The sequence below is a fragment of the Streptomyces pratensis genome (assembly GCF_037137275.1).
GTDB lineage: Bacteria > Actinomycetota > Actinomycetes > Streptomycetales > Streptomycetaceae > Streptomyces > Streptomyces pratensis_B.
Genome location: NZ_JBBBEN010000092.1, coordinates 487522 through 514427 on the forward strand (window position 1 = coordinate 487522; position 26906 = coordinate 514427).

Sequence of the window (26906 nt, forward strand, 5' to 3'; positions counted from 1 at the left end):
CTGCCACTCTATCCGGTGATGCCGTAGGGCTCCGGGGTACGCCAGCGCTGGAAGGGCCGATCGAGCGTGTAGCGGCCGTTCGCCCCGAGGAGCAGGGTTCTGGACTCGCCGTTGCCCGGGTTGGACAGCGATTCGAACTCCGCGACCGACCAGTGGAACCAGCGCATGCAGAACAGCCGCATCGTCAGCCCGTGGGTGACGAGCAGGACGTTCTCCGGATGGTCGCGCTCCTCGAAACTGCGGTGCAGACTCTCCAGGAACGCCCCGACCCGGTCATAGACGTCGGCACCGGACTCGCCCTGGGCGAAGCGGTAGAAGAAGTGCCCGTAGGCGTCCCGGTACGCCTTCTGCAGCTGTACGTCGTCCCGGTCCTGCCAGTTGCCCCAGTCCTGTTCACGCAGTCGGGGCTCCTCCCGTATCCGGACCCGTGCGAGGTCCAGGCCGAAGGCCCGGAACGTCTCGTGGGTGCGGCGGTACGGCGAGACGTAGACGCTCACCCTTTCCTCGCCGAACTGCTCGCGAAGCCGCTCTCCGGTCTCCCGGGCCTGCCGCAGGCCCGTGGCGGTGAGCCGCAGCGCGTGGTCGGGCTCCCGCTCGTACACCGTGTCGTCGGCGTTGCCCTCCGACTCGCCGTGCCGGACGAGGACAATGCGCTGCGGTCGTGCCATACACCGACCCTAGTGCCCCGCCGCGCCGGCTTCAGCGTCCCGCCGGGCGGGCTGCACCGCTCGTGGAGCCGGACGACCGGGCCCCGGGGCCGTCCCCGAGCCTGCCTCGGGCTCCGGCAGGCGCTTGCGACAGACGGGAGGCCCCCGCGCGGGCCATACGGACGAAACGCCCGGACCAGGGGGCGTCCGACGGATCAGGGGCGGGCGCCCCTGGACCGCGGGGTCAGACCGTCCAGGAGGGTTCGAGCTCCACGACGTCCCCCGTGAGGTCGGCCACGTCCGTCTCGGTCTGCGCGCGGGCGGCCAGGCGTTCCGCACCGCCGGCGCGGTACTTGCCCCGCTCGGCGCTCGACTTCCACAGGGAGAGCACCAGGAACTCGTTGCCGGGGGCCTCGCCGAAGACCCCGCGCAGCATCCCGGGCGATCCGGCCATCGCCGGGTTCCACACCTGCTGCTGCATCAGCACGAAATGTTCGGCCCGGTCCTCGTGCACCCGGCTGTGCGCGACCCTGGCGACGTCCGCTTCGGCGAAGTGGGGTTCGAAGCCCGTCTTCACATCGAATCGACGCTCGAACAGCGCCACCTGCATATCGCGGAACATGCCGGCCTGGCCGGCCGCCAGCCGGTCGTGCCCGCGGGCCATGAAGGAGTCGTAGAAGACCCGGTTCTCCCAGAACGCGAAGACATGGGCGACACCGGGGCGCGTGCGGCTCCATCCGCCGCTCTGCCCCCTGAAACCCGGCTCGCCGAGCAGCCCCGCCCACTCTCGCTGACCCCGATCGAAACCATGACGGTCCACCACGGAGCAGCGAATCCACTTCACCAGCACCGCGCCATCGTACGGCGCGAAGCGTGGCCCGGGTCACCCTCCCGGGAGAGGGGGGCGCCCCGCACCGGCGCACGCTCCCGGAGCCCGGCCTCCGGGCCCCCGCCTTCGCCCGCGGCCGGCTCGGCCGTACCGCTGCTCGGCCCCCGGGCGTCCCACCCTTTCCCGGTCACCCGTGGCCGGCCCGTGGCCCGAATCCGCCGTCCGAGAACGGGACAGTTGGCTCCGCGGCCGGTTCCGTACATGATCGGGTGGACAGGTATCGGGTGAGGGGAACGGTCGGTGGGCCGTCGGCCGGGAGGGAAGTCCGTTGAGCACTCCTAACAAGGACATCGAGAAGGTCGAAGTGCGGGTCAAGTGGGACCCGAGCCCCCACGGGGCGCCGGCCAACGACCTCGACATCATCGCGGCGACCTACCCGATCCAGGAGCCGTACGGCGGCCCCGCCTACCTGGTGCACTTCGACCGGCGCTCGCCCGACGGCACGATCACGCTGAACCGTGACAGCAGGAACGGCCAGGGGTTCGGTTTCGATGAGGTCATGACCATCGAGCTGAACCGGCTGGCGGAGAGGTACGGGCGGGTCGTGGTCGGCGTCGCCATCCAGCAGCGCGAAGGCCGCAAGACCTTCGGCGACATCGCGAACACGGCCATGGAGATCCTTGAGGGCTACACGCGTCTGGTCGAGGACGACTTCGCGGGCGTCGCCGGGGCGACAGCGGCGGTCATCGGCGAGTTCGTCCGTGACGGCTCCGGGCTCTGGCAGTTCCGGTCGGCCGTGCGCGGCTTCGACGGAGACCCCGACTCGTTCGCCATGGAGATGGGCAGCCGGCCCGCCGAAGCCTGACCCTCACCGGCCGGTTCCGGCCAACCCTGTGAGGGCGAGCGGCCGAACTCCGCGGAGAGCCGGCACCCCGGCTGCCCCTTCGGTGAACAGCCTGGCGACGGTGAGCAGCCTGTCGGCCAGGCGGCCGGGGTTCGTCGGCCCCGGAGGCCGGCCACCAGGGCCTCCGCTCGCCCGTCAGGCCCGGCAGCGCAGCATCTCCATTGGGGGGGGTTGGCCCGGAAGCCCGCCCACCTCCAGGGGTTCCCAGGTCAGCTCGGTGAATCCGGCCGCCCGCAGGCACTTCTCGTAGACCTCTCGGCGCGGAAGGGTGCTGACGAACGCGATCGGCGGGTCGAGCAGCGCCGTCACCCGGACGCGGGGCCCGGCCTCGGCTTCCTCCCCGGTGTGCTCGGCGAGAAAGCCGTACGCGCTCGGGGACGGCCCGTCGAAGCGGAAGCCGGGCGCCATGGCGAGGAGGAAGAACCCGGCTCCGGTCGCCAGGCTCCGGTGGATGGCGCGGCACATCCGCTCCATGGCGGCGACGTCCTTCGCGTAGTTGAGCAGCTGGACCGCCACGGCGACGTCCAAGCGCCGCCCGAGGGGCCGCAGCGCGGACACGTCGCCCACCTCGTAGCGCACGCCCAGCGGATCACGCCTCTCCGCCTCCTTGGCCGCGGCGACCATCGCCCCTGAGATGTCGATGCCGAGGACCTCTCTCGCGCCGCGCCGCATGAACTGCCTGCTGTAGAAGCCCGTGCCGCAGGCCAGGTCGAGAACCGACTTGCCGCGCACGTCCCCCACCAGCCCCAGGAAGCCGGGCACCTCCGCGTAGTGCGCCAGAGGCAGGGTCTTGAAGCCCTCGAAGGCCTCACCGATCTCGTCGTACTGCTGCGTGCCCATCGTGCCGTCGTTCCCCCCTGCCTCGTCATGCCCTCGGCTTCGGCGGCTCCGGTCAGGGGGCGTGCCGAAGCCCGTGGCCGGCAGTCTTACGCGTTCCCGGCCACGGGCCGTACTGCCGGAAAGCACGAAGTTTGGGGGCCCGTCCGTCCTCCGGAACGACGAAGGGGACCGGCCCGGGCCGGTCCCCTTCTGGCGTCGCAGCTCAGTCCGCTGTACTGGTGGAGAGCACTTATTCCTGACGTGCGCTATTCCCCTCGTCTCGGCCTGTCGTGCCGTAGGGCCACGAGTTGACTTCCGATACCACAGCGCAGAGACGACTGGTTTGGGGCAGCGTGTAGGGCTCGCTGCCGAGGACGGTCGACTCACACGACTGGCAACGATCGAGGTGAAGGCCAGGGAGTGAGCGGCCGACTGCCCGTCGACTTGAGGGAGGGGCAGACTCTCCAAGGGAGAGTGTCAGTCCCTGCGCCTACTCTTGCCGCGTGGGAAACATGATGAGCATCCGGATGCCGTTCTGGTCCACCGAGGCCGACGATTGGCGGTCGTTCGAGCGACTGGTCGCGCAGCAGGTCCGCGAACTCGACGCCAACGCAACCGTGCACCACGACGCTAAGCTGACCGGCATCCACAGCAAGGCCGAACGCCAGATCGACGTACTCGCATCGGTGCCAGCCATCGGTGGAACCCTGCGCATCGCCTTTGAGTGCAAGCTCCACAAGCGCGCTGTAGGTATCGCCACTGCCGAGGAGTTCATCGGCAAGCTCCTCGACCTACGCGTCGACCGTGGCATCCTCTGCGTGTTTGGAGGGGTAACACCCGCCGCCCTACGGCGCCTTGGCTCGGTCGCACACCCCAGCATCGACCTATACATGTGGCATCGAGATGAACCATCCGAAATGGACCGAACATTGCACTTTCAGGGATGGTTGGACGGCTACCTGACCGACATGGAAATGCAGGATTTCGAGCAGCGTGAAGCGCAGGCAAAGAGAGCCAAGCGCTGGACTTACAGGAGTTTGCAGGCTCTTCAGAGTTGAGAGTACGGCTGCGGTCTGAACCCGCCAGCTTCGAGCACACCTGGCGATGTAACTTGTGAGGGCGCGGAACACGAGGGCGGAGCCGCGCAGGTGCTCAAGTCGACCGTTGGCTGCCCTCGTTCGGTCCGGGCTGGCCGAAGTAGGCCAGGACATCGGCGGTGGGCGTGACCAACGTCCGGCTCAGTGTTATGACCTCGGTCAATGCGCCGGCACACCGTCACTGACAGCGTCGATCAACTTCTGCACCATCTCGCGGCCGCGGGGTCAGGTTGCGATAGGCGGCAGCCATGTCGCATCAGACCCAACCGCCAGTCGCAAAGAAGCCCGAGGGCAGTAGTTCCGAAGTCCAGTTCACTTTCCTGACCAACTGTTCCACACGTCGATGACGTCCGAACACTGATGCAGAGCACCTACTGCTGCCCACGGGTATTGCTCTCCGCATCCTCAACACGAGCCGCCACGTACCCTCCCCAGTCACGCTTTGCGAAGCGAACCCACCGAACTGCCGTGTTGATATGCATGCCGAAGAGTTCGGCAATCACAGGCGCCGGCAGGTCAGTCGCGAGAGACATTCGAGCAGCGTTACGAGGGCCCGGGGGCGTGATTCCGAATCTCCTCAGCCTCTGAGCAAGGGTTCCAGCGGCAAGATGCATGCCAGCCCTTCTTCCCGGGAACAGCCAATGCGACGCCCCCGCTGCCGCCCCAATGACCGACAAGCTCCGGGGAGTGTCAGCGAGTTCCACAGCAAGGCAGGCAAGCTGTGGAGGTAGGAGCAGTGGCTTCCTGCCGAGAGAAACGTAACTCTCCCCATCCTCATGAATTAGGTCACCGACGGTCAAGCAAACAATCCGAGCGAGAGTGGCCCCGAAGACAAGAACCAGCGCTCCGGCCACCCGAACATCCAGCGGAATTTCACCATCATTTACGCATCGGTGAATCTGCCGGATGTGGTCATACTCGTCAAGGACAACTTCAGGATTCGCTTGCGTGCGGCATGGCACGAATACCGGATCAATCAAATGCCGACTCACAGCCCAACCAATAAAGTATCGAATCTGATATCGCATAGTCGAACCTTCTGCGAGCCAGCGGTCGACGTCTTCCTGGCTGATCTCCTCAAATAAACGACCTCGTCGATCTAGCCAATCCAAAAACTGAAAGGCAATGCTAATTCGTCGCCGAGTCGATTGAGCCGCACCATAACTGAGTTGGTGACGCTGAACCTTACGTCGAACTCGGAGGATGATGTGCCATTGGATGAATGGGCGCACCAAGCGCACGTGATGAGCAGGCTTGCCCACTAGCAGGTTCTTTGACCAAGTCTCAAGGCGTTAGCAGTCCGAAGAATCTCCGCCGCACCCTCTTCATCGAGGCTAGGCAGCGTTGACGAAATATGCTGTAGCACTCGCTGCCAACGCTTCTCGGACAGCTGACGATCGCGGCTGCTCATCGTTGGCCAGGGCGACGGATAGTGGTACGCCGCATCAGTGGAACAGGATTGGCGTCAGCCCCAGAAACCTTTCGTACCTCCGAATGAACAACCTCAACGCCGATGAGGTCGTTGGGAGTGCATCCAAGGATGTCACAGAGAGCAGCCAACGTATCCATAGACAACCGCTGCGGTGGTTGAGTCACTAGGCGAAATACCTGCTCGCGAGAGAGGTGGATTCCCCTCTCCGCAAGCAAGGGAACCAAGTCCGTGGTTTGAAACATCTCGCGAGCTGCCATAAGTTGGCGCAGGTTCCATCGGATCCCCATCTTCTTGATCACGACGAGGTCCCCCACAGGTCGGAGTACCTGGCCTTCAGGGATCTCTGAACTAGGCGATTCCGATATTCGTCAGATACGCCTGAGTAGATGGCTGTAGTGGAAGCATATTCATGACCTACCTGATCCTGCACGAATCGCTCCGGGTAATCGAATTCGATGAGATGCGTAACATAGCTATGCCGAAGGCAGTGGAGATTTAGCTCTTCAGGCAGCCCTGCCATGGTTCGAGCCGTTTCGAATACCTCGTCCAGTCGGCGCATAGAGATACGGCTTAGACGCTCGGTAATCCACAGGGCTGGGTGCTTACCTGGTGACGCAAGCGGCCGAACCTCTTCAATGTAGTGATCCAGTAATTCAACCACCCAGTCGGACTTGGGAACCGTGAGCACGGTTCGCCGCTTCGGCGGACCGCCCTTTGAAGATTTACCGTAGCGAATAAAAATCGCTCCGAAGCGCCCATACGAGGGAGCCTTGGGATTCCTTTCTCAGATCATGTAGATCTAGGCGCACAGCCTCCTGCCGACGCAGCCCGTATGCGTATACCGTTTTGAGTAATACGGCATCCCTCATGGCCGCCAAAGCGCCCTTGCGGCGACGGGCTCTGATGTCCTCGACCCGTCCATCCGCTGCGTCGAATAGAGCTTGCACCTCGTCATAAGTGAGGGGGCGCCGCTCCGAATCACCTTCATATTCGCTAGAGTGGCCGATGGTGTTCCACTCGTGCAGAATCTGCGCTGGCGCTTGACCAAAGGAATCAAAGCACTTTACCGGCCAGCCATAACGAGCATCCGTGACGTAACCGCAGAACATTCGCAGCGCGTTCTGATAGCTCCGCCCAGTTGACGCCGCGAAAGTTGGCCGCCTATCCCGAAGGGAATTCATGAAGGCGTCGACTTCGGCAGGCTGCCATTGCCATGGGTACTCATTGGTGAAGTCGGCAAATCGCCTGATAAGGGCGAGGCGCGGTTTGATCGTTCCATCCCAGTCCAGAAACCTGGCCCGCTGCTGCCGGGCCCACCCCTCCAGCATCGCCTCGAAGACGGCTGTCTCGGGGTCCAGATGTACGACCCCGTCAGCAAGCATCAGATGCGCAGCACCTGGCAGGCCCACCCCACTGCTCATGTTGCGTCTAACGCAACGCATCATCGTTGAGTTGGTTACGCTGGGCCTGCCATGGGTGCCCTTGAGGATTGGGGTGCCCAGGGCGCAGGCCCTGGGCACCTTCAGGTGTTACTTCTTCTTGGACGGCGTCTGCGACAGCGCGCTTGCCGCCGCAGACTTCTCGGCCTTGGTCGACTTCGGGTTGGCCAGGACCTTGGCTGCGGCCGACGCGGCCTTCTTACCTGTCTGGCGTGGGTTCTTGGACATGATCACAGTTCCTTTCGTGCCACTTTGCGTTGCAGCTCAGAACGTGATGTCATGCATGCCTGGATGCGGTACAGGACGTCTCGTTCTGGCTGCGGTGATCGGCTGACCCCTCCGAAGGGTCAGCCGATCACAATCCGGCGGCTTTTCCGCCGGAATTCTCAGGTATGAGATTCGAGTTACCCAGCATCACGCTGGGCACCACCCTCTCGGCTCTCTCGAATCACATCAGCAATCTCGCTGGCGATCTCCTCGACCGTGAACTGAGCGGTGCTTCTCGCCAACTTGTCGGCCAGGGACGGGCTTTGCGCCATGACCTCGTCTTTGGTGACGTTGTGCCAGATGGGCAGCAGGTTCTGTTGCCCCGTCACGTACCTCGTCACCAAGCCGTCAAGTTCATACTGGGGCCACCCCTTCTCGAAGAAGGGGCGCGAGAGAATTACGATGCCGAACTGGCTGTTAGCCAACCCGTGGTCGATCTTGCGGCGGAGGCTGTCGCCGATCCTCAGTTCGAGAACGTCGAGCCACACAGAGATGCCGGCTTCTTGCAGATACTGCGCCAGCGGTCGAGCCACGGTCTCTTTGTCTTCACTGGCATGGGAGATGAAGACATCTCGTACGGGCTCACCACGGCCTGCGGAGTAAGGCGGCGGCTCATGCCTGATCTCGGTCAGAGAACCAGCGCTACTCGGGCGCAGCACGGGCAGTGGCGGCGGTTCGACGGAGACCGAGGACCTGACTTTTCCCTTGAGGCCCATCAGGTCGACGGTCACGTACCAGTGGCCGCTACTCGGAATCACAAGACGTACTGGTGAGCGCCTTGCCAGCCCACCGATACACCGGTGGTTTCGTCCGTTTTTGTACTTCTGATAGTTGCTGGAGTCCATCAGGCGCACATTGGCTGCACTTCCGGACAGGTTGATGACTGCGGTCGCGCCCTTGGGCTGACGGCCGAGATCGTGGACTGCGTAGTCCATGGGTTTTCCTCTGTATCACCTTCACCGGGGACCTGTAGGCGGTTGCGCTGGATGCAACATTGTTGCGTGCGCTTGAGCGGCGGGTGTATCCCCAGGCCAGCCGCTACGCGGGAGGGGCGTCAGCACGAGGCTGACGCCCCTCTCATCAGGGATTACTTGTCAGGGTTGCGGTTGCCGAGTGATGCACTCGATGCAATTCCGCCTAGTTTCAGCTGCAACCGCTGGTCGAGCCGCAGCCCTCGCAGATGTAGCAGGAACCGGCGCGCTGCATCTTCGTCCCGCAGGAGAAGCAGAGCGGGGCGTCGGCGCTGATGCCGAGCTGCATCTCGACCAGCTCGGCCGAGGTGTGCGCCGTCGCCGGAGCGGTCTTCTCCGCGGACTCGCGGGGGGCCGCCACCGCCTTCAGCGGCTCCTCCTGAACCGGCGCGGACTGGGCCAGGCTCTCGGCGTCCAGTCCGTCCGTCTCGTAGGACGGCTCGTAGGAACCGGTGTCCAGGTGGCGCTGCCGCTCCTCTGCGGAGTGGATACCGAGGGCCGAACGGGTCTCGAAGGGCAGGAAGTCCAGCGCCAGGCGACGGAAGATGTAGTCGACGATCGACTGCGCCATCCGCACGTCGGGGTCGTCCGTCATACCGGCCGGCTCGAAGCGCATGTTCGTGAACTTCGAGACGTACGTCTCCAGCGGGACGCCGTACTGGAGGCCGACCGAGACGGCGATGGAGAAGGCGTCCATCATGCCCGCGAGCGTCGAGCCCTGCTTGGACATCTTCAGGAAGACCTCGCCGAGCCCGTCGTCCGGGTAGGAGTTGGCGGTCATGTACCCCTCGGCGCCGCCCACCGTGAACGAGGTGGTGATGCCGGGGCGGCCCTTGGGCAGGCGCTTGCGGACCGGGCGGTACTCGACGACCTTCTCGACCGCCGTACGGATGGTCTCCTCGGCCTTCGCGGTGACCTCTTCCTTCTCCTTGTCCCGGGTCTTGGCGGAGAGGGGCTGGCCGACCTTGCAGTTGTCGCGGTAGATCGCGAGCGCCTTGACGCCCATCTTCCACGCCTCGAAGTAGACCTCCTCGACGTCCTCGACGGTGGCCGTCTCGGGGAGGTTCACCGTCTTGGAGAGAGCCCCGGAGATCCACGGCTGGATGGCCGCCATCATCCGGACGTGACCCATCGCGGAGATGGAGCGCTCGCCCATCGCGCAGTCGAAGACCTCGTAGTGCTCGGGCTTCAGGCCGGGGGCGTCGATCACGTTGCCGTTCTCGGCGATGTGGGCGACGATCGCCTCGATCTGCTCCGGCTGGTAGCCGAGGCGGCGGAGCGCCTGCGGGACGGTGCCGTTGACGATCTGCATCGATCCGCCGCCGACGAGCTTCTTGAACTTGACCAGGGCGAGGTCGGGCTCCAGGCCGGTGGTGTCGCAGGACATCGCGAGACCGATGGTGCCGGTGGGGGCGATGACCGATGCCTGCGCGTTACGGAAACCGTTCTTCGCGCCCAGCCGGAGCACGTCCTGCCAGGCCTCCGTGGCCGCGGCCCAGATCGGCGAGTCCAGGTCGTCGATGTGCACGGCGGCGGCGTTGGCGTCGGAGTGCTGCTTCATGACGCGCTGGTGCGGCTCGGCGTTGCGGGCGTAGCCGTCGTACGCGCCGACGACTGCCGCGAGCTCCGCGGAACGCTTGTACGAGGTGCCCGTCATCAGCGACGTGATGGCGCCGGCGAGCGCGCGGCCGCCGTCGCTGTCGTAGGCGTGGCCGGTCGCCATCAGCAGGGCGCCGAGGTTGGCGTAACCGATGCCCAGCTGACGGTAGGCGCGGGTGTTCTCGCCGATCTTCTGCGTCGGGAAGTCCGCGAAGCAGATCGAGATGTCCATCGCGGTGATGACCAGCTCGACGACCTTGGAGAAGCGCTCGGACTCGAAGGACTGGTGGCCCTCGCCGTCGTCCTTGAGGAACTTCATCAGGTTCAGCGAGGCCAGGTTGCACGAGGTGTTGTCCAGGTGCATGTACTCGCTGCAGGGGTTCGAGCCGTTGATCCGGCCGGACTCCGGGCAGGTGTGCCACCGGTTGATGGTGTCGTCGTACTGGATGCCGGGGTCGGCACAGGCCCAGGCCGCCTCGGCCATCTTGCGGAAGAGGGACTTGGCCTCGACCTCCTCGATGACGTCTCCGGTCATCCTGGCCCGCAGCCCGAACTTGCCGCCGGACTCCACGGCCTTCATGAACTCGTCGTTCACGCGGACCGAGTTGTTCGCGTTCTGGTACTGGACGGACGTGATGTCGTCCCCGCCCAGGTCCATGTCGAAGCCCGCGTCACGCAGGGCGCGGATCTTCTCCTCCTCCTTGACCTTGGTCTCGATGAAGTTCTCGATGTCGGGGTGGTCGACATCGAGAATGACCATCTTGGCCGCACGGCGGGTGGCGCCGCCGGACTTGATCGTTCCGGCGGACGCGTCGGCGCCGCGCATGAACGAGACCGGGCCGGAGGCGTTGCCGCCGGAGGAGAGCAGCTCCTTGGAGGAGCGGATGCGGGAGAGGTTCAGGCCGGCGCCGGAACCTCCCTTGAAGATCATGCCCTCTTCCTTGTACCAGTCGAGGATCGACTCCATGGAGTCGTCGACGGCCAGGATGAAGCAGGCGGAGACCTGCTGCGGCTGGGGCGTGCCGACGTTGAACCAGACCGGGGAATTGAAGCTGAAGACCTGGTGCAGGAGGGCGTAGGCCAGCTCGTGCTCGAAGATCTCGGCGTCCGCGGGAGACGCGAAGTAGCCGTGGTCCTCGCCGGCCTTCCGGTACGTCTTCACGATCCGGTCGATCAGCTGCTTGAGGCCGGTCTCGCGCTGGGGCGTGCCGACCGCCCCGCGGAAGTACTTGCTGGTGACGATGTTGACCGCGTTCACCGACCAGAAGCCGGGGAACTCGACGCCACGCTGCTCGAAATTGACCGAGCCGTCGCGCCAGTTGGTCATGACGACGTCCCGGCGCTCCCACTCCACCTCGTCGTACGGGTGCACGCCGGGGGTGGTGTGGATGCGCTCGATACGCAGACCCTTGCTCGTCTTGGCGCCCTTGGTGCGGGAACCTCGTGCCGGGCCGCTCGCCGTCTCTGTCATGCCGCCTCCCATATGTGGGCAAAAACGCCCTGAAGTGCCCAGATCTTCCCAGGCACAGTGTGTGCGATGCCCCGGCGGCCTCCCTCGGCCTCCGGTAGCAAGTCTCATGTCGCCCCGACGTCGGGTCCGCAGACACGTCTGCGGACCCGGCCACCCGGGGCGGGTACCGCTCAGTCGGCGGCGATGGCGGGGGCGGGGACCTCAAGGGCCTCGCCGCTCCCGCTGTCCTCTGCACGAGGCCGCTGCGCGCGCAGCTCCACGATGGCGGCCTCGAAGTCTTCCAAGGAGTCGAACGCCCGGTACACGGACGCGAAGCGCAGGTACGCGACGAGGTCGAGCTCCTGCAGCGGGCCCAATATGGCCAGACCCACGTCGTGGGTGGTCAGCTCGGCGCTGCCCGTGGCGCGCACCGCCTCCTCGACCCGCTGGCCGAGCTTGGCGAGGGCGTCCTCCGTGACAGGCCGGCCCTGGCACGCCTTGCGCACACCGGAGATCACCTTGGTGCGACTGAAGGGCTCGGTCACCCCGCTGCGCTTGACCACCATCAACGAGCAGGTCTCCACCGTGGTGAAACGGCGGGAGCAGTCGGGGCACTGCCGGCGGCGACGGATCGACGTCCCGTCATCGGTCGTGCGACTGTCGACGACGCGGCTGTCGGGGTGCCTGCAGAAGGGGCAGTGCATGGCTCCCAACCCTCCTTCGTGCGTACGACTGAATAGCCTCTTCAGGGCCCGTCGCGGGCCCCTGGAGGCAGTCCCCAGCATAGGCGATGGCCACAGCCCGGATGAACCGAGACCACAACCTCTGGGCGACAGAGGCGATCCAACCACTAGATCTAGGGTTGAGCCGCCTTTTCGACCCCATCGCGTGTCGCGCCTTCGACGCCCTGGACGGGCGGTCGGGGGGAAGCGGGGGTCAGGACAAGAGGGTACGGGAGACGCGCGGCCGCCGAGGGGCCGGGGCAGGGCCCCGCACTCGGGCGCCAGGTGGGGATGAAAGGCTGGGGCGGGGTACCGCGGAGCACCGGCCCGAGCGCGCCACGGAGCCTGGCTCCGTTAGCTCATACACCTGCGAGAAGCATCCCGGCAGCCCTTTATTCGTTTTTCACTCGAACGTGTGTTTGGCGCAACCTTTCGAAAGCTACTACCGTTGTCCAGCTAGGGAGAACATTCGAGAGGGGCCGACGTGACCACCACCGCAGACAGTGCCACCATCACCGCCCGGGACCACCGCTCCCAGAGCCGACTTGAGCCGGTGCACGCCATGAATGACACAGTCACCAACTCGGACGGGCCCGAGCCCGTGCGCTCCGGGCGTTCCCTGCCCGGGAGGCCGCCAGGCATCCGGGCGGACAGCTCGGGGCTCACGGACCGGCAACGACGCGTCATCGAGGTCATCCGCGACTCCGTGCAGCGCCGGGGCTACCCGCCGTCCATGCGGGAGATCGGTCAGGCGGTGGGCCTGTCCAGCACGTCGTCCGTCGCCCATCAGCTGATGGCCCTGGAGCGCAAGGGCTTCCTCCGGCGGGACCCGCACCGCCCCCGCGCCTACGAGGTGCGCGGCTCCGACCAGCCCAGCACCCAGCCCACCGACACGACGGGCAAGCCCGCCGCGTCCTACGTCCCGCTGGTGGGCCGCATCGCCGCCGGCGGACCCATCCTCGCGGAGGAGTCCGTCGAGGACGTGTTCCCGCTCCCCCGCCAGCTCGTCGGCGACGGCGAGCTGTTCGTCCTGAAGGTCGTCGGCGACTCGATGATCGAGGCCGCGATCTGCGACGGCGACTGGGTCACCGTGCGCCGCCAGCCCGTCGCGGAGAACGGGGACATCGTCGCCGCCATGCTCGACGGCGAGGCCACGGTGAAACGCTTCCGCCGGGAGGACGGCCACGTGTGGCTGCTCCCGCACAACGCCGCCTACCAGCCGATCCCCGGCGACGAGGCGACCATCCTGGGCAAGGTGGTGGCGGTGCTGCGTCGGGTCTGAAGAGCGCACCGGTCACGGCCGTCGGCCCCGGGGCCCTGCCTAGGACGTCATCCGTTCGACGTCGGCTCCGGGGCTTCGCCATGCCGCCAGAACGACGTCTCGGCCCAGCCGTGCCCTCCGGAGCCGACCAGCCGGCAGGACTCGGGTGGTCGGCAGGGCGCTGCGGCTACGCACCCTCGGCCTTGGCCCGCGCGTCGATGGCTGCCAGGGAGCGGCGGGCCTGGTTGCGGTCCGTCGTGTACCAGAAGTCGGGCAGCGAGGCCCGCAGATAACTCCCGTACCGCGCGTTGGCGAGGCGGGGGTCCAGCACCGCTACGACGCCCTTGTCCCCCGTCGCCCGGACCAGCCGGCCTGCCCCCTGGGCCATCAGCAGGGCCGCGTGCGTCGCCGCCACCGCCATGAACCCGTTGCCGCCGGCCTGCTCCACCGCTCGCTGCCGCGCGCTCATCAGCGGGTCGTCGGGCCGGGGGAACGGAATCCGGTCCATGATCACCAACTGGCAGCTCGGGCCCGGGACGTCGACGCCCTGCCAGAGCGAGAGGGTGCCGAACAGACAGGTCTCCGGGTCGGCCGCGAAATTCTTGATCAACTCGCCCAGCGTCTCCTCGCCCTGGAGCAGAATCGGCTTGTCCAGTCGGCCGCGCAGCTCCTCGGCCGCCGCCTTGGCCCCCCGCATCGACGAGAACAGCCCCAGCGTGCGCCCCCCTGCCGCCTCCACCAGCTCGGTCAGCTCGTCCAGCATGTCCGTCCGCGATCCTTCGCGTCCCGGCGTCGCCAGGTGCCGGGCGACATACAGGATGCCCTGCTTCGGGTAGTCGAAGGGGGACCCGACGTCCAGGCCCTTCCACTGCGGAACGTCCTCGGCCACGGTGCCTTCCGGGGCCAGGCCGAGGGACGCGCCCACGCCGTTGAAGTCTCCGCCGAGCTTCAGCGTCGCCGACGTCAGCACCACGGACCGCTCGGCGAACAGCTTCTCGCGCAGCAGCCCGGAGACCGAGAGCGGAGCCACCCGGACGGAGGCCCCGAACCGGTCGTGCTGCTCGTACCAGACGACGTCGTATTCGGAACCCTGGGTAATGCGCTCGGCGACGCCGTGGATCGACTCGACCGAGGCCAGGGCCTGCTTGCGGACGGCGTCCTCGTCCTGGACCGACTTGTCGCGGGTGGCGCCCATCGCCGAGATCACCGTGCGCGCCGCGTCACGCAGGGCCATCAGCGCGTACCCGAGGTCCTCCGGCACCTCCTCCAGCCGCCCGGGAAGAGCCAGCTCCATGACTCGCTCGAAACCCTCGGCGGCCGTCTGCAGAGCGTCGGCCGCCTTCTCGTCGACCAGCTTCGCCGCCCGGCGGGCCGCCCGGTTGACCTGCGCCGGGGTCAGCTCGCCGGTGGCGACGCCGGTGACCCGCGAGACCAGCTCGTGGGCCTCGTCCACGATCAGCACCTCGTGCTGCGGCAGCACCGGCGCACCCTCGATCGCGTCGATCGCCAGCAGCGCGTGGTTGGTGACGACCACGTCCGCGAGCTTGGCGCGCTCGCGTGCCGCCTCCGCGAAGCACTCCGCGCCGTACGCGCATTTCGTCGCGCCCACGCACTCACGCGAGGAGACGGAGATCTGCGCCCAGGCCCGGTCCGAGACGCCGGGGGTCAGGTCGTCCCGGTCGCCCGTCTCCGTCTCGTCCGACCAGTCCCGCAGTCGCAACAGGTCCTGGCCCAGCTTGCTGGAGGGCGCCGCGGCCTCGAACTGGTCGAACAGCCCCTCCTCCTCGTCCTGCGGAACTCCTTCGTGGAGCCGGTGCAGGCAGAGGTAGTTCGACCGGCCCTTGAGCATCGCGAACTGCGGGCGACGGCGCAGCAGCGGATGCAGGGCGTCGACCGTGCGGGGCAGGTCGCGCTCCACGAGCTGCCGCTGGAGGGCGAGAGTGGCCGTGGCCACGACGACGCGCTCGCCGTGCGCCAGGGCCGGCACCAGATAGCCGAGCGACTTGCCGGTGCCGGTGCCGGCCTGGACGAGCAGGTGGGATTGGTCGTCGACGGCCTCGGCGACGGCTGCGGCCATCGCGGCCTGGCCGGGCCTTTCCGTACCGCCGACGGCGGTGACGGCGGCGTGCAGGAGCTCGGGGAGGGGTGGCTTCGTCATAGCCCGACCAGCCTACGGCGCGCCACCGACAACACCGATCACTCCCGGACGCGTCCGGCGGGGTGCAGCGGGTTCGGGACCATGCCGTGGACGGCCGCGTGAGGGCGGCTGGCCCGGTCGCGGTAGCCGTCGACGAGCAGACGGTTGCGGTTCAGGCAGAGGCGCTCGATCTCCGGAGTGAGCATGTCGAACATCGCGAACCGTTCCGTCAGCTCCGGGAAGCGGGCGTGGTGGCGGAGGATCTCCGCCCGGACGAGTGACCAGAACGCTTCCTCGGAGACGCCCAGCTGCTCCTCGCAGAGCGGGGACAGATAGCGGAAGACGCCGACGAAGAGTCCGGAGTGGATGAACTGGGTGAGGAAGGCCGGCTCCTCTGTGAGGAGCACGGCGCGCACCTCTGCGGACATGCTGGCGTGTTCCGGCAGTGGCTGGGCGCTGATGTTGACGTCGTCGACGAAGTCCTTGATGGCCAGCCGTACGGGCACGTCGTTCTCGTCGAAGACGACGATGGCGTTCTCACCGTGCGGGGAGAAGACGGTGCCGTAGCGGTACAGGAAATGCAGCAGGGGCGGCAGGAGGGCGGCGAAGAGCCGGGTGAGCCAGGCGGCCGGGCTCATCCGGGACCGCTCGACCAGCTCCGCGGTGAAGGCGCGGCCCGCCGGGTCCGTGTGCAGGAGGGAGGCGAGCGTGCGGGCCCGTTCTCCCGGTTCGAGCCGGGGCGGCAGCGGCTCGCGCCAGATCGCCCCCAGGATCTCCTTGTACTGGTAGGGCGCTTCGGGCAGGTGGTCGTAGAGCGGGTGCTCGACGGTAACGGAGGCGACCTCGCCCAGGAGGACGACCCGGCACGTGTCGCGCAGGAACGGGTCGTCGGCGCACAGCCCCTGGACCCAGGCGGTGACGGCGGGGGCGGCGAGCGTTCGCTCGGTCGGCAGCCCTCGCCAGACGAGGGTGTTGAGGATGGACAGCGGCAGTTTCACGGAGTGGCGTCCGGGGTGCTCCACGTTGGAAAACGTACGGATCGACTGCTGCGGGAGCCGGGCGTCGCCGTCGGTGTGCAGGGCGACGATGTCGCCGTCGGCGATGGCCGGGGCGAAGAGCGGGACGATCCACTCGTCCCACTGCCAGGGGTGCACGGGGAGGTAGAGATAGCGCTCCGGGTCGAGTCCCCTGGCGCGCAGCACGTCGGCGAAGGCGGTACGGACGGAGGGGTCCAGCTCCTCGGCGTAGAGGCGGCCCGGCTCGGTGAGGCGGCCGACGCCCCGGTACTGCGCGATGCGCGTGCTGACCGCGATCCACGGCAGCCGGACGGGGACGCGGGTCTCGGGGGTGAAGTGCGCCGCGTCGGCGGCGGAGAAACCGAGCCGTCCCTTGCTGGCCACCAGCCAGGGGTGGCCGGTCTGGTGACCTTCCAGCTCCGCGTAGTCCAAGGTCGCGAGCCGGTCCGCGGTGAGCGCGGTGTGGTCGAGGCGGGCGTCGGCGGAAAGGGTGCGGGTCAGCTCGCGGATGAGATGGCCGAGCGTGGCGCCGTCGAGGCCGAGCAGGCCACGGGCCCGGGTGAGGAAGCGCAGGGGGTCGCGGAAGGGCCGGGGGCCGGGCGGCGAGCCGTTGGCCAGGGCCTCCGGGAAGCCGTCGGAGAGTACGAGCGCGGATGGATCACCGGCGGGGGCGGCGGCGGACGAGCCGTTGGAGTGCGCGGACGGGGACGCCCCGGCCGCTCGGGGCGCTTCGGTCACCTCGATCGAGTCCGGGTCGACGCGCCAGCTGCCGTAGACGCCGCGGCGGGCCGTGAAGCCGATCACGCCCCCGTCGTCGAGGGTCAGCCGGTGGCGTCCGCCGTCGCCGGGCTGCCGGACGGGCTCGATGATCTTCTCGTAGGCGAACTCGCCGAGCATCTTGGCGAGCAGCCGGGCCGCGGCCCGGTCCCAGTCCCGCCGGTTCAGTTCCGGAGGGCTGAGCAGTTGCGGGGACACGGCCGCATCAGGGCTCGCGGAATATGGATATGTCGACACGGGGACTCCTCCGGAAGGAACCTATGAGGTTCGAGCGGTGTGGACGGTGCGGCGAGTAGGTCACAGGTGGGCTCGGTACGGTCGGTCGCGCATCATCAGGGCGGCACGCTTGTCGGGGAGGTCCACTTCGGCGGAGAAGCGGAAGCCGGCGCTGAGGAACGCGGATACGGACGGGGTGTTGCGCAGATCCGGCTCGGCGACGACCCGCCCGCACCGCGGGAGGTTGTCCAGGACGAGGTCGGCGACGGCGCGGAGCAGGGTGGCGCCCACGCCCCGGCCCCGGTTCTCCACGCCTCCGATGAGGAGGTGCAGGCCGGTGTCGTGGGGGCGGGCCGGGTAGTGGCGGGCCAGCGGATCGAGGTCGGCGCGGTAGATCTCCCAGTAGCTCATCGGAGCACCGTCGAGCACGCCGAGGCAGGGGATGCTGCGGCCGTCTCCTTCGAGCTGTCGCCCCAGGTGCTCGGCGGTGACGGACTCGGGCCCCGCGAGCTCCCAGAAGGCGGCCACGGCGGGGTCGTTCATCCAGCGGCTGAGAAGGGCGAGATCGCGCTCCGGCCGTACCGGGAGGAGCCGGAACTCCCCGGCGCCGGTGGCGGCGGGCGGCCAGGCCCCGGGGTCGCCCAGCAGCTCGTCCCCGGGGGCCGGCCGGGCCGCCCGTACGTCGCGCGGCTCCGGGTCCCGCTGCTGCGCGATGAGGGCCAGGAGCTCTTCGGTCAGCTTCAGGTCGAGGGTGTCCTCGACGCCGGCGCCGACGGCCCTGCCGCCCGGCGGAGCGGCGGGGCCTTGGTCGTCCGGTGCGGCGTCGGGTTCCGCTGAGGCGTCGGCGGGAGGCACGGCGGCGCTCTCCTCTCTGGACCTGGTGCGGCCGGTGAGCTTCTCCGGTGCGGGCGCGGCCGGAGTCTCTCGGGGGGCTCAGCTGTGCAGCGGGTTGGCGATGCTGACGTAGACGGACTGGGTGTCGACCGGCCCGACCAGCTCGTCGAGGCCGTGCAGACGGGTCAGCAGGTTGGCCTTGCAGCGCAGCCGGGGGTTCTCCAGGAGGTACGCGGGCAGGGGCGAGCCCAGTTCCGCGGTCTCCGTGAGGAATCGGCGCAGGACGGCGAGGAGTTCCCGCTCGTCGGCCAGGCGTTGGGACCCGAACGCGCCGATCAGACCGAGCACGTTGTTGATGCCGAGGTAGTAGGCGAACCGTTCGTCGGTGACCGGGTCGGAGACGAACGTGTCGCTGACCGCGCCGATGCCGGGAAGCCGCTGTTCCAGTTCGGCGCGGCGGGACGAGCGGAAGTAGTAGCCCTGGTTGTCCCGGTAGCGTCCGCCGACGGGCCAGCCGTCCCGGTCGAGCAGGACCAGGGTGTTCTGCTGGTGGGCTTCGAGCGCGACCCCGGCGTGGGCGTCGAGCCACAGGACCGGGCGCACGACGCGGTCCAGGTAGCGCCGGAACCACTCGGCGGAGACGGTGTGGACGTCGCGGCCGGTGCTCAGGGCGAGGTGGGTCACGGCCTCGGCGAGTCGGGAGCGCATGGCGGGCTGTCCCGGCCGGGGGCGGCCCGCGGTGAGTCCGGCGATGCAGACGGCGTCGTCGGCCGCGCCGAAGGGGTTCTGGCGGATCATCACGTCGAGTCCGGTGACGGGGACTCCCTCGGGGTCGTCGACGGCGAGCCAGGCGGGGTCGCGGACGATGTCGAAGCCGGGGTGCTCCAGCTGCCAGCGTTCCGCCAGCCCGCTCGCCAGGAGGCGGTGGACCTCCACGCCCCGGTGCAGCTCCTTGCGCAGGTTCTCCCGGCTGGAGTTGGTGATGCGTACGCCGAGGGAGAGCTTGAGCATGACCCGCGCGCCCGGCCGGTGCACGGTGCGGATGGAGGAGGTGGGGTGCCAGGGCGCACCGTGCGGACCGAGGTCGTGCAGCAGTCCGGTGTCGGCCAGGGCGCGGACCCGGGGGCGGTGGAGCAGGTCGGCGGCCTGCCAGGGGTGCAGCGGGACGGCGACGGTCCCGGGCGGGGTCTGGACTCCTTCGGCATGCGGGGCGAGCAGCTCCTCCGCGGTGGCGGGGCCCCCTTCGGTCCACGCGGAGTCGGTGGCGATCAGGGACCGGTCCACGGCGAACCAGTGGAGCGGGAAGGACCCGTGGAGCTCCGGGGAGTAGCGGTGTGACTCCGCGTCGGAGAGTCCTTCGCGGCTCTTGGGGGTCGGGTGGAGGGGGTGGCCGAGCAGCAGGGACTGCTCGGCCGTGAGGAAGAGATCGCCTCCTTCGGGGTCGGCCGGGCTGCGCCGCCGCTGGTCGATGAAGCTCGCGGTGCGGCGTACCGAGTCGGCCACCCGGGCGACCAGGTCGGCTGCGCCGTCGCGGTCCGCCTCACGGGCGATGAGGACGGCGAGGGCGACGGCGTCGGCGGGCGGGGCGTCAGCGGGGGCGTTCTCGAGGGCGGGCGGCCCGAAACGGTGGGCGCCGGTGGCGGACCAGTAGCGCACGGGGACGCGCAGGGCGGTGCCGCTCGCGGGGAACGGCAGACGCAGGGTGTCGCCCCTGGGGCGGGGCACGTTCGTCTCCCGGGCCCAGCAGCGCAGCAGGCTCTCCGTGCCGGCCGCGTCGGCGGCCCGCAGCGGGTCCGGGTCGTCGAGTGCGTCCGGTGGTCCGCCCGGGCCCCGGGGCGCAGCGGGCGGTCCGGTCGGCTCATGCGGCGCTTCGGGCGTCCGTGCGAGGCCGTGGGCCGGGTCCGACGGCCGCGCACGGTCGCCGGGGGCGTGCGGGCTTCCGTGCCCCGGCGCGGACCCGGAACCGGCGGCGGGCGACGGGGGGGTCGCGGTGCCGTGGAGCGCCGCTTTCTGACGGGGCACGGTCGTCGCCTCGACCGTGCCGGGGGCGGCCGGTCCGTCCTGCCCTCGGTGCTGGGGGGCGCCGGGGCCGTCGGCCTCGGGCGCGGGGGTGGGGTTCACGGCGTTCTTCCTTGTGTGGGGCCCGGGATCAGCTGATGGGCCCGGTGGTGGTCCGACGGTGCGGGGAGCGTTCTGCGGCTGCCAGCGCGTCGGCGAGACGGTCGACGACGGCACTCGCCTGTTCGTCGGTGAGCGTGAGGGGCGGCAGGAGGCGGACCACGGCGCCGTGGCGACCGCCCAGTTCGACGATGAGGCCGCGGCGCAGGCACTCCTGCTGGACGGCGCGGGCGAGAGCCGGGTCGGGCGGCGGCGCGGGGGCGTGGTCGTCGGCCTCGGCGGGCAGGGGCGCGCGCTCGGGGTCCACCAGTTCCACGCCGATCATCAGTCCACGCCCCCGCACGTCGCCGATCCCCGGATGGTGCGTCCGCAACTCCCTCAGACGGGCGAGCATCCGCTCCCCCAGGACCGCCGCGCGGTCCGCCAGGCGGTTCTCCCTGACGTACGCGAGCGTGGCCGCGCCCGCCGCCATGGCGAGCTGATTACCGCGAAACGTACCCGCGTGCGCGCCCGGCTGCCAGAGATCCAGTTCAGCGCGGTAGACGATGACGGCGAGCGGGAGGGAGCCGCCGATCGCCTTGGAGAGGACCATGACGTCCGGCACGATGCCGCTGTGTTCGACGGCCCAGAACGCTCCGGTCCTGCCGACGCCGGTCTGCACTTCGTCCGCGATGAGCGGAATGGACCGGTCCGCGGTGATCCGGCGCATGTCGCGCAGCCAGGAGTCGGGGGCGGGGAGGACGCCGCCCTCGCCCTGGACCGGCTCCACGATCATCCCGGCCGGGGTCGGCAATCCACCCTTCCGGTCGTCCAGCAGGTGCTTCGTCCAGCGGGCGGCGAGCGCCGCGCCCTGTTCGCCGCCGGTGCCGAACGGGCAGCGGTAGTCCTGTGGGAAGGGCAACCGGGTCACCCGGACGTCCCTCGCCCCGCCGGAGGCCTCCAGCGCCCCGGTGGTCATACCGTGGTACGCGCCGGTGAAGGTGAGCAGGCCGGTCCGCCCGGTCGCGGTACGGACCAGGGTGAACGCGGCCTCGACGGCGTCCGTGCCGGCGGGGCCGCAGAACTGGATGCGGGCGTTGTCGGCGAACTCCCGCGGCAGGGTGGCGAACAGCTCGGTCGTGAAGGCGTCCTTGACCGGGGTGGCGAGGTCCAGCACGTGCAGCGGCGCTCCGGAGTCGAGGACCTTCCTGATCGCCTCGAGCACGACGGGGTGGTTGTGCCCGAGCGCCAGGGTCCCCGCACCGGAGAGGCAGTCGAGGTAACGCCGCCCGTCAGCGCCCTCGATAGTGAGCCCGCGAGCGCGCACCGGGACGATGGGGAGGGACCGCGCGTAGGTACGGGCGGCGGACTCGCGCAGCGCCTGCCGGCGGAGGATGCCCTCGTGCGGGGGAGGCTGGACCACGGGAACGGGTTCGATCACGGCCACGGCTGTGGGTCCTCCTGCGGTGACAGTCGCGTCGCACATGGGTGCGAGAGAACGCGGACGGAACGAGGGGGTGAACGCTGTCCTGGTTCCCCCGCACGTACCAACGACGCCGAGCGCGATGGAGCACGGGTGAATCGGAACATCCTCGTGGCGGCGGAACCGCGGACCTGCCTCGTACCGTCACCATCGGCACCGGCATAGTGGGGGCCGCACCGCGGGCCGGAGCCGTCGCTCCCGCATGCCCGACGTACCGCACCGAGCAGACCGAGTGACGAAGTTCCCAGGGGGATCACCAGATGCGACCCATTCGCCCGACCGACACCACACGCCGCGTCAGGCGCGCCCGGCGAGCGCCCGCCGGCGCCCTCGCCGCGACGGCCGTCGCCGCGGTCCTGGCGCTCACCGCCACCGCCTGCGGTCCGAAGGAGGACAACGCGGCCGTGGTGCCGACCGCCTCCGCCGACGGGTCCTCCGACGGCAAGGTCACCCTTCCGGACGATTGGAAGAACCGGCTCAAGGAGCACGGGATCGACCCGGACAAGTGGCGGGACGGCGAGTGGAAGAACTGGGACAAGGAAACATGGCTGCGTGAGGCCAAGGACTTCGTCAACCCGATCATCGAGGGCCTCTGGGACCCCGACCGGATGCGGGAGGCCGACGAGCCTCCGAAGACCCCGGTGGAGGACGACATCGCCGGCGACGGCGGCGTGACGGACCCGACGCCGGCTCCGGTCCGGGCCGCCGGTGTCGCGACGCCCTACCACGACAACGCGCCGGAGTCCGGGAAGCTGCTCTTCGACGGCCCGCAGGGGTCGATGGTCTGTTCCGCGACCGTGGTGCGGGACCCGGCGAACCCGGGCAGGTCCAACATGGTGTGGACCGCCGGGCACTGCGTGCACGCGGGGAAGAAGGGCGGCTGGTACCGCAATATCGCCTTCGTCCCGGCGTACAACAACGACGGCCTGTCGCTGAGCGAGCTGGAGACCGCGCCCAAGGAGAAGATCGCGCCCTACGGCGTGTGGTGGGGCCAGTGGGCCCAGACCTCCGAGCAGTGGATCGCCGAGGGCGCGGCCGTCGGCGGGCAGGGCGCTCCGTACGACTTCGCGGTGCTGCACGTGACGCCGGAGAAGGGCTCGGGCGGCAAGTCGCTGGAGGAGACGGTCGGTGCGGCGCTGCCGGTCGAGTTCGACGCTCCCGCCGCGGCCCAGATCACCGGCCTGAGCGCGACCGGCTACCCGGCCGCACCGCCGTTCGACGGCCAGCAGCTGCTCCGGTGCGACGGCAAGCCGGGCCGTCTCTCGGTCCGCACGGACCAGCCGACGATGCACCGCATCGGCTGCACCATGACCGGCGGTTCCTCCGGCGGCGGCTGGGTCGCGGCGGGCCGGGACGGCAAGCCCGCTCTGGTCTCGAACACCTCGATCGGCCCGGTCGCCGGGGGCTGGCTGGCCGGACCGCGGCTCGGCGAGGAGGCCGAGGGCGTCTACCTCTCGGTCAGTAAGAAGTACGCGGGCCGGTAGGACGCCGGCCTCGGCGCACGACGCGTCCCGCGGCTCCCGGCACGGCGGTCGCCTGCCGGGTGGCCGTGCCGTGCCGGGCCCTTCGCACGCCGGCTGCCCGGCAGCGTGCCGAAGGCCCGGCCCCAGGGGGGCCGGGCCTTCGATGCGTACGAGCGCCGCGTTCGGCGGCCTTGCGACCGGGCCGCGTCAGGGCGCGTCCCGCACCGGGGTGGTCAGTGCGCTACGGGGACGAAGACCGCGAGCTCCGCGGCCAGCTCCTCGTGGACCCGCGCCTTGAGCACGGTGCCCTCGGGGGTGTGCTCCTCGGAGAGGACCTCCCCCTCGGCGTGCACCCGGGAGACGAGAGCCCCCTGGATGAACGGCACGAGCGCCTCGATCTCCACGGACGGGTGGGGCAGCTCGGAGTCGATGAGCGCCAGCAGCTCCTCGATGCCCGCGCCGCTCCGTGCCGAGACCGCGATGGCGTGCTTCTCGGTGCGCAGCAGCCGCTGGAGGACCAGCGGGTCCGCGGCGTCCGCCTTGTTGACCACGACGATCTCGCGCACGTTGACCGCGCCGACGTCCCGGATGACCTCGCGCACCGCTGCGAGCTGCTCCTCGGGGACCGGGTGGGAGCCGTCCACCACGTGCAGGATGAGGTCGGACTCCCCGACCTCCTCCATGGTGGAGCGGAACGCCTCGACGAGGTGGTGCGGGAGGTGCCGGACGAACCCGACGGTGTCGGCGAGCGTGTAGACCCGGCCGCTCGGCGTCTCCGCCCGGCGGACGGTCGGGTCCAGGGTGGCGAACAGGGCGTTCTCCACCAGGACTCCGGCCCCGGTCAGGCGGTTGAGCAGCGAGGACTTGCCCGCGTTGGTGTACCCGGCGATGGCGACCGAGGGCACCTTGTTGCGCTTGCGCTCCTGGCGCTTGATCTCACGGCCGGTCTTCATCTCCGCGATCTCCCGGCGCATCTTCGCCATCTTCTCGCGAATCCGGCGCCGGTCCGTCTCGATCTTGGTCTCACCGGGGCCGCGGGTGGCCATGCCGCCACCGCCGCTGGAACCGCCGCCGCCCATCTGACGGGAGAGCGACTGGCCCCAGCCGCGCAGCCTCGGCAGCATGTACTGCATCTGCGCCAGCGAGACCTGCGCCTTGCCCTCCCGGGACTTGGCGTGCTGGGCGAAGATGTCGAGGATGAGCGCGGTCCGGTCGACCACCTTCACCTTGACGACGTCTTCCAGGTGGATCAGCTGGCCGGGGCTGAGCTCACCGTCGCAGACGACGGTGTCGGCCCCGGACTCGAGCACGATGTCGCGCAGCTCCAGCGCCTTGCCCGAGCCGATGTAGGTGGCCGGGTCCGGCTTGTCGCGCCGCTGGTAGACCGCGTCCAGCACCTGGGCGCCCGCCGTCTCGGCGAGCGCGGCCAGCTCCGCGAGGGAGATCTCCGCGTCGCGCACCGTCCCCGAGGTCCAGACACCGACCAGCACGACGCGCTCCAGGCGCAGCTGGCGGTACTCGACCTCGGTGACGTCCTCCAGCTCGGTGGAGAGTCCGGCGACACGCCGCAGCGCGGCACGCTCGGAGCGGTCCAGCTGCTCGCCGTCCCGTGCTCCGTCGTTTTCCTGGCTCCAGGCGACGTCCTCTTCCATCAGGGCGTCGGCCCGAAGGCTTTCGGTGAGGCTCTCGGTGGTGTTCTCCGTGGCGCTCTGCGCGTCCCGCGCGTCCTGGGGAAGGGAAGAAGAGGAGGTCATTGGGTCCTTACGTCGATTGAAGTCGTTACGTCAGTCACAACGTGTGAGCCGCCCGGATGATTCCCTCCAGGGAGACTCCGGTGCGGTCCGCCGGGCCGACGCGTCGATAGTGGCACGGCCCCGCCGGGCCCGTCACGTGGGTTTCGTCGCGGGCCGGGCGTCTCCGCGTCACGGGGCGGCGGGGTCGGCGCTGCGCCAGTCGGGGTGCCCGGGCATCGGCGGGGTCTTCTTCCCGTACAGCCAGCCGTCGAAGAAGGCGGTCAGATCGCGCCCCGCGATACGGGAGGCCAGCCGGGTGAAGTCCGCGGTGGTGGCGGTGGAGTCCCGGTGCGCCCGGACCCAGGTGCGTTCCAGGCGGTCGAAGGCCGCCGCGCCGATCTCCTGGCGCAGGGCGTAGAGCACCAGCGCGCTGCCGTCGTACATGACCGGGCGGAACAGGCTGAGTTTCTGCCCGGGGGCGGGGCCGTCCGGGTGCGCCGGCGGGCCGGCGTCCGCCCGCCAGCCGTCGGAGAGCCTGTACGCCTCACGCATCCGCCGCTCCTGACTCCCGCCCCCGTGTTCCTCGGCGTAGCGGGCCTCGTACCAGCTGGCATGGCCTTCGTTGAGCCACAGGTCGGACCAGGTCTCCGGTGAGACGCTGTTGCCGAACCACTGGTGGGCCAGCTCGTGGATCATGACCGACTCGACGTACCACCGCGGGTAGGCGGGCTCCGTGAAGAAGGACTTGCCGAACAGGGACAGCGTCTGGGTCTCCAGGGCGAATCCGATGGGGCTGTCGGCGACGAGCACCCCATACGTCTCGAAGGGGTAGCGGCCGACCTGCTCCTCCATCCAGGCCAGCTGGGCGGGGGTCTTCTCCAGCCAGGGCTCCAGCTCCTTCCGGTCGGCGGCAGGGACGACGTCGCGGATCGGCAGGCCGTGCGGGCCGGTGCGGCGCGGGACGGCGGAGGCGCCGATGGAGACCTGGGCCAGCTCGGTGGCCATGGGGTGCCGGGTGCGGTAGGTCCAGGTGGTCGTGGCGCCGTGCCGGGTCCGTCCTGCGGGCAGGCCGGACGCGACCGCGGTGAGCTCCTTCGGGGCGGTGATCCGGAAGGTGAAGTACGCCTTGTCCGAGGGGTGGTCGTTGCCCGGGAAGACCCGGTGCGCGGCGTCCGCCTGGTTGGCCATGGCGAGCCCGTCGGCGGTACGCACCCAGCCTTCGTCGTCCGCGGGCCCGCCCGGGTCGCTGGTGTGGCGAACGGTGATGTCGAGCGGGACGCCCGCGGGGAGGCGGCGGGGGGCCTGGACGACCAGGTCCTCGTTCTTGGAGCCGAAGTCGGCGGGACGCCCGTTGACCTCGATGCCGTGGACGGTCCCCCGGGCGAAGTCGAGGTTGATCCGGTCCAGCGGGGCGGTGGTCCGGGCCGAGATCCTGGTGACCGCATCCAGGGGTGCGGTGTTGCCGCCGCCGTAGCCGAGGGCGATGTCGTACGCGAGGACGTCGTAGCCGGGGTTGCCCAGCTCGGGGAAGAGCCGGTCGCCGATGCCCAGGGGCTCGGGGGCGGGCAGGGCGGCGGCGACGAGGGAGGCCGATGCGGTGGCCAGCAGGGCGGCCCGCAGACGGCGGGAGAGGAGCGGCATGGACTACCGCTATCAGCGCGCGGCCGTCCCGCCGGGGAGCCGCGCGCCGCACCACCCGAACGAGGCGGCCGT

The 26906-nt window shown here is 69.3% G+C and carries 21 protein-coding genes and 1 pseudogene; 4 read left to right on the top strand and 18 right to left on the bottom strand.

All coding sequences use genetic code 11. The annotated features are described in order from the left end of the window. Positions 1 to 8: 8 nt before the first annotated feature. Together V9U70_RS18975 and V9U70_RS18980 are read right to left on the bottom strand one after the other, a co-directional pair. The gene (locus V9U70_RS18975; protein ID WP_336676742.1) at positions 9 to 668 is read right to left on the bottom strand and encodes a histidine phosphatase family protein; all 660 of its coding nucleotides are present in this window, start codon (positions 666 to 668) and stop codon (positions 9 to 11) included. Between the two features lie 223 nt (positions 669 to 891). Further along, positions 892 to 1497: a YdbC family protein gene (locus tag V9U70_RS18980; RefSeq protein WP_336676743.1), complete on the bottom strand. Its 606-nt coding sequence runs from the start codon at positions 1495 to 1497 to the stop codon at positions 892 to 894. Positions 1498 to 1804: 307 nt separating this feature from the next. On the opposite strand from V9U70_RS18980, the gene V9U70_RS18985 reads away from it, so the two are divergent. Continuing rightward, complete coding sequence (locus tag V9U70_RS18985; protein WP_336676744.1) at positions 1805 to 2341, top strand: TerD family protein; 537 nt, start codon at positions 1805 to 1807, stop codon at positions 2339 to 2341. A gap of 174 nt (positions 2342 to 2515) precedes the next feature. Here V9U70_RS18985 and V9U70_RS18990 read toward each other — a convergent pair whose 3' ends face one another. Next, on the bottom strand, positions 2516 to 3220 hold the full coding sequence (locus V9U70_RS18990; RefSeq protein ID WP_336676745.1) for a class I SAM-dependent methyltransferase: 705 nt from the start codon (positions 3218 to 3220) through the stop codon (positions 2516 to 2518). Positions 3221 to 3711: 491 nt separating this feature from the next. On the opposite strand from V9U70_RS18990, the gene V9U70_RS18995 reads away from it, so the two are divergent. Beyond that, complete coding sequence (locus V9U70_RS18995) at positions 3712 to 4257, top strand: restriction endonuclease (protein WP_336676870.1); 546 nt, start codon at positions 3712 to 3714, stop codon at positions 4255 to 4257. On the opposite strand, the pseudogene V9U70_RS19000 reads toward V9U70_RS18995, so the two are convergent. The 8 genes and pseudogenes from V9U70_RS19000 to nrdR all read right to left on the bottom strand — a co-directional run. Further along, positions 4248 to 4515, bottom strand: a pseudogene (locus V9U70_RS19000) (ISL3 family transposase); the annotation flags it as partial. The gene V9U70_RS18995 and the pseudogene V9U70_RS19000 sit on opposite strands and share 10 nt — an antisense overlap. A 1188-nt stretch (positions 4516 to 5703) precedes the next feature. Beyond that, positions 5704 to 6027, bottom strand: a complete 324-nt coding sequence (locus V9U70_RS19005; protein ID WP_336676746.1) for a helix-turn-helix domain-containing protein — start codon at positions 6025 to 6027, stop codon at positions 5704 to 5706. After that, positions 6024 to 6416 (bottom strand): tyrosine-type recombinase/integrase, encoded by a 393-nt coding sequence (locus V9U70_RS30710; protein ID WP_473828702.1) that lies wholly within the window; start codon positions 6414 to 6416, stop codon positions 6024 to 6026. Before V9U70_RS30710 ends, V9U70_RS19005 begins: the two co-directional genes overlap by 4 nt. Positions 6417 to 6450: 34 nt before the next feature. Further along, on the bottom strand, positions 6451 to 7149 hold the full coding sequence (locus V9U70_RS30715; protein WP_473828703.1) for a hypothetical protein: 699 nt from the start codon (positions 7147 to 7149) through the stop codon (positions 6451 to 6453). 108 nt (positions 7150 to 7257) lie between these two features. After that, complete coding sequence (locus V9U70_RS19015) at positions 7258 to 7395, bottom strand: hypothetical protein (RefSeq protein WP_329268144.1); 138 nt, start codon at positions 7393 to 7395, stop codon at positions 7258 to 7260. Positions 7396 to 7571: 176 nt separating this feature from the next. Further along, positions 7572 to 8369, bottom strand: coding sequence for a DUF1883 domain-containing protein (locus V9U70_RS19020; protein ID WP_336676747.1), 798 nt, complete (start codon positions 8367 to 8369; stop codon positions 7572 to 7574). Between the two features lie 208 nt (positions 8370 to 8577). Beyond that, entirely contained in the window at positions 8578 to 11475 is a 2898-nt protein-coding gene (locus tag V9U70_RS19025) for a vitamin B12-dependent ribonucleotide reductase (RefSeq protein WP_336676749.1), read from the bottom strand. Between the two features lie 170 nt (positions 11476 to 11645). Next, positions 11646 to 12158 (bottom strand): transcriptional regulator NrdR, encoded by a 513-nt coding sequence (gene nrdR / locus V9U70_RS19030; RefSeq protein WP_336676751.1) that lies wholly within the window; start codon positions 12156 to 12158, stop codon positions 11646 to 11648. Between the two features lie 502 nt (positions 12159 to 12660). Between nrdR and lexA the strand changes: the two genes are divergently transcribed. Continuing rightward, positions 12661 to 13458, top strand: a complete 798-nt coding sequence (gene lexA, locus V9U70_RS19035) for a transcriptional repressor LexA (RefSeq protein WP_336676752.1) — start codon at positions 12661 to 12663, stop codon at positions 13456 to 13458. Positions 13459 to 13624: 166 nt separating this feature from the next. On the opposite strand, the gene V9U70_RS19040 is transcribed toward lexA, so the two are convergent. From V9U70_RS19040 to V9U70_RS19060, 5 genes are all read right to left on the bottom strand, one after another. After that, positions 13625 to 15595, bottom strand: coding sequence for an ATP-dependent DNA helicase (locus V9U70_RS19040; RefSeq protein WP_336676753.1), 1971 nt, complete (start codon positions 15593 to 15595; stop codon positions 13625 to 13627). 38 nt (positions 15596 to 15633) lie between these two features. After that, positions 15634 to 17604 (bottom strand): IucA/IucC family protein, encoded by a 1971-nt coding sequence (locus V9U70_RS19045; protein WP_336676755.1) that lies wholly within the window; start codon positions 17602 to 17604, stop codon positions 15634 to 15636. Between the two features lie 60 nt (positions 17605 to 17664). Further along, the gene (locus V9U70_RS19050) at positions 17665 to 18438 is read right to left on the bottom strand and encodes a GNAT family N-acetyltransferase (protein WP_336676757.1); all 774 of its coding nucleotides are present in this window, start codon (positions 18436 to 18438) and stop codon (positions 17665 to 17667) included. 78 nt (positions 18439 to 18516) lie between these two features. Further along, positions 18517 to 20538 (bottom strand): IucA/IucC family protein, encoded by a 2022-nt coding sequence (locus V9U70_RS19055; RefSeq protein ID WP_336676759.1) that lies wholly within the window; start codon positions 20536 to 20538, stop codon positions 18517 to 18519. A gap of 28 nt (positions 20539 to 20566) precedes the next feature. Further along, positions 20567 to 21961, bottom strand: coding sequence for a diaminobutyrate--2-oxoglutarate transaminase family protein (locus V9U70_RS19060; RefSeq protein ID WP_336676760.1), 1395 nt, complete (start codon positions 21959 to 21961; stop codon positions 20567 to 20569). Between the two features lie 296 nt (positions 21962 to 22257). Between V9U70_RS19060 and V9U70_RS19065 the strand changes: the two genes are divergently transcribed. After that, a complete protein-coding gene (locus tag V9U70_RS19065) occupies positions 22258 to 23481 on the top strand; it encodes a trypsin-like serine peptidase (protein WP_336676761.1) in 1224 nt (407 codons plus the stop codon). Between the two features lie 212 nt (positions 23482 to 23693). Here V9U70_RS19065 and hflX read toward each other — a convergent pair whose 3' ends face one another. Beyond that, a complete protein-coding gene (gene hflX, locus V9U70_RS19070) occupies positions 23694 to 25214 on the bottom strand; it encodes a GTPase HflX (RefSeq protein ID WP_336676763.1) in 1521 nt (506 codons plus the stop codon). A 168-nt stretch (positions 25215 to 25382) separates the two neighbouring features. Further along, positions 25383 to 26834 carry a M1 family metallopeptidase gene (locus V9U70_RS19075; RefSeq protein ID WP_336676765.1) on the bottom strand — a complete coding sequence of 484 codons (1452 nt, stop codon included), beginning with the start codon at positions 26832 to 26834 and terminating at the stop codon, positions 25383 to 25385. Positions 26835 to 26906: the final 72 nt, after the last annotated feature.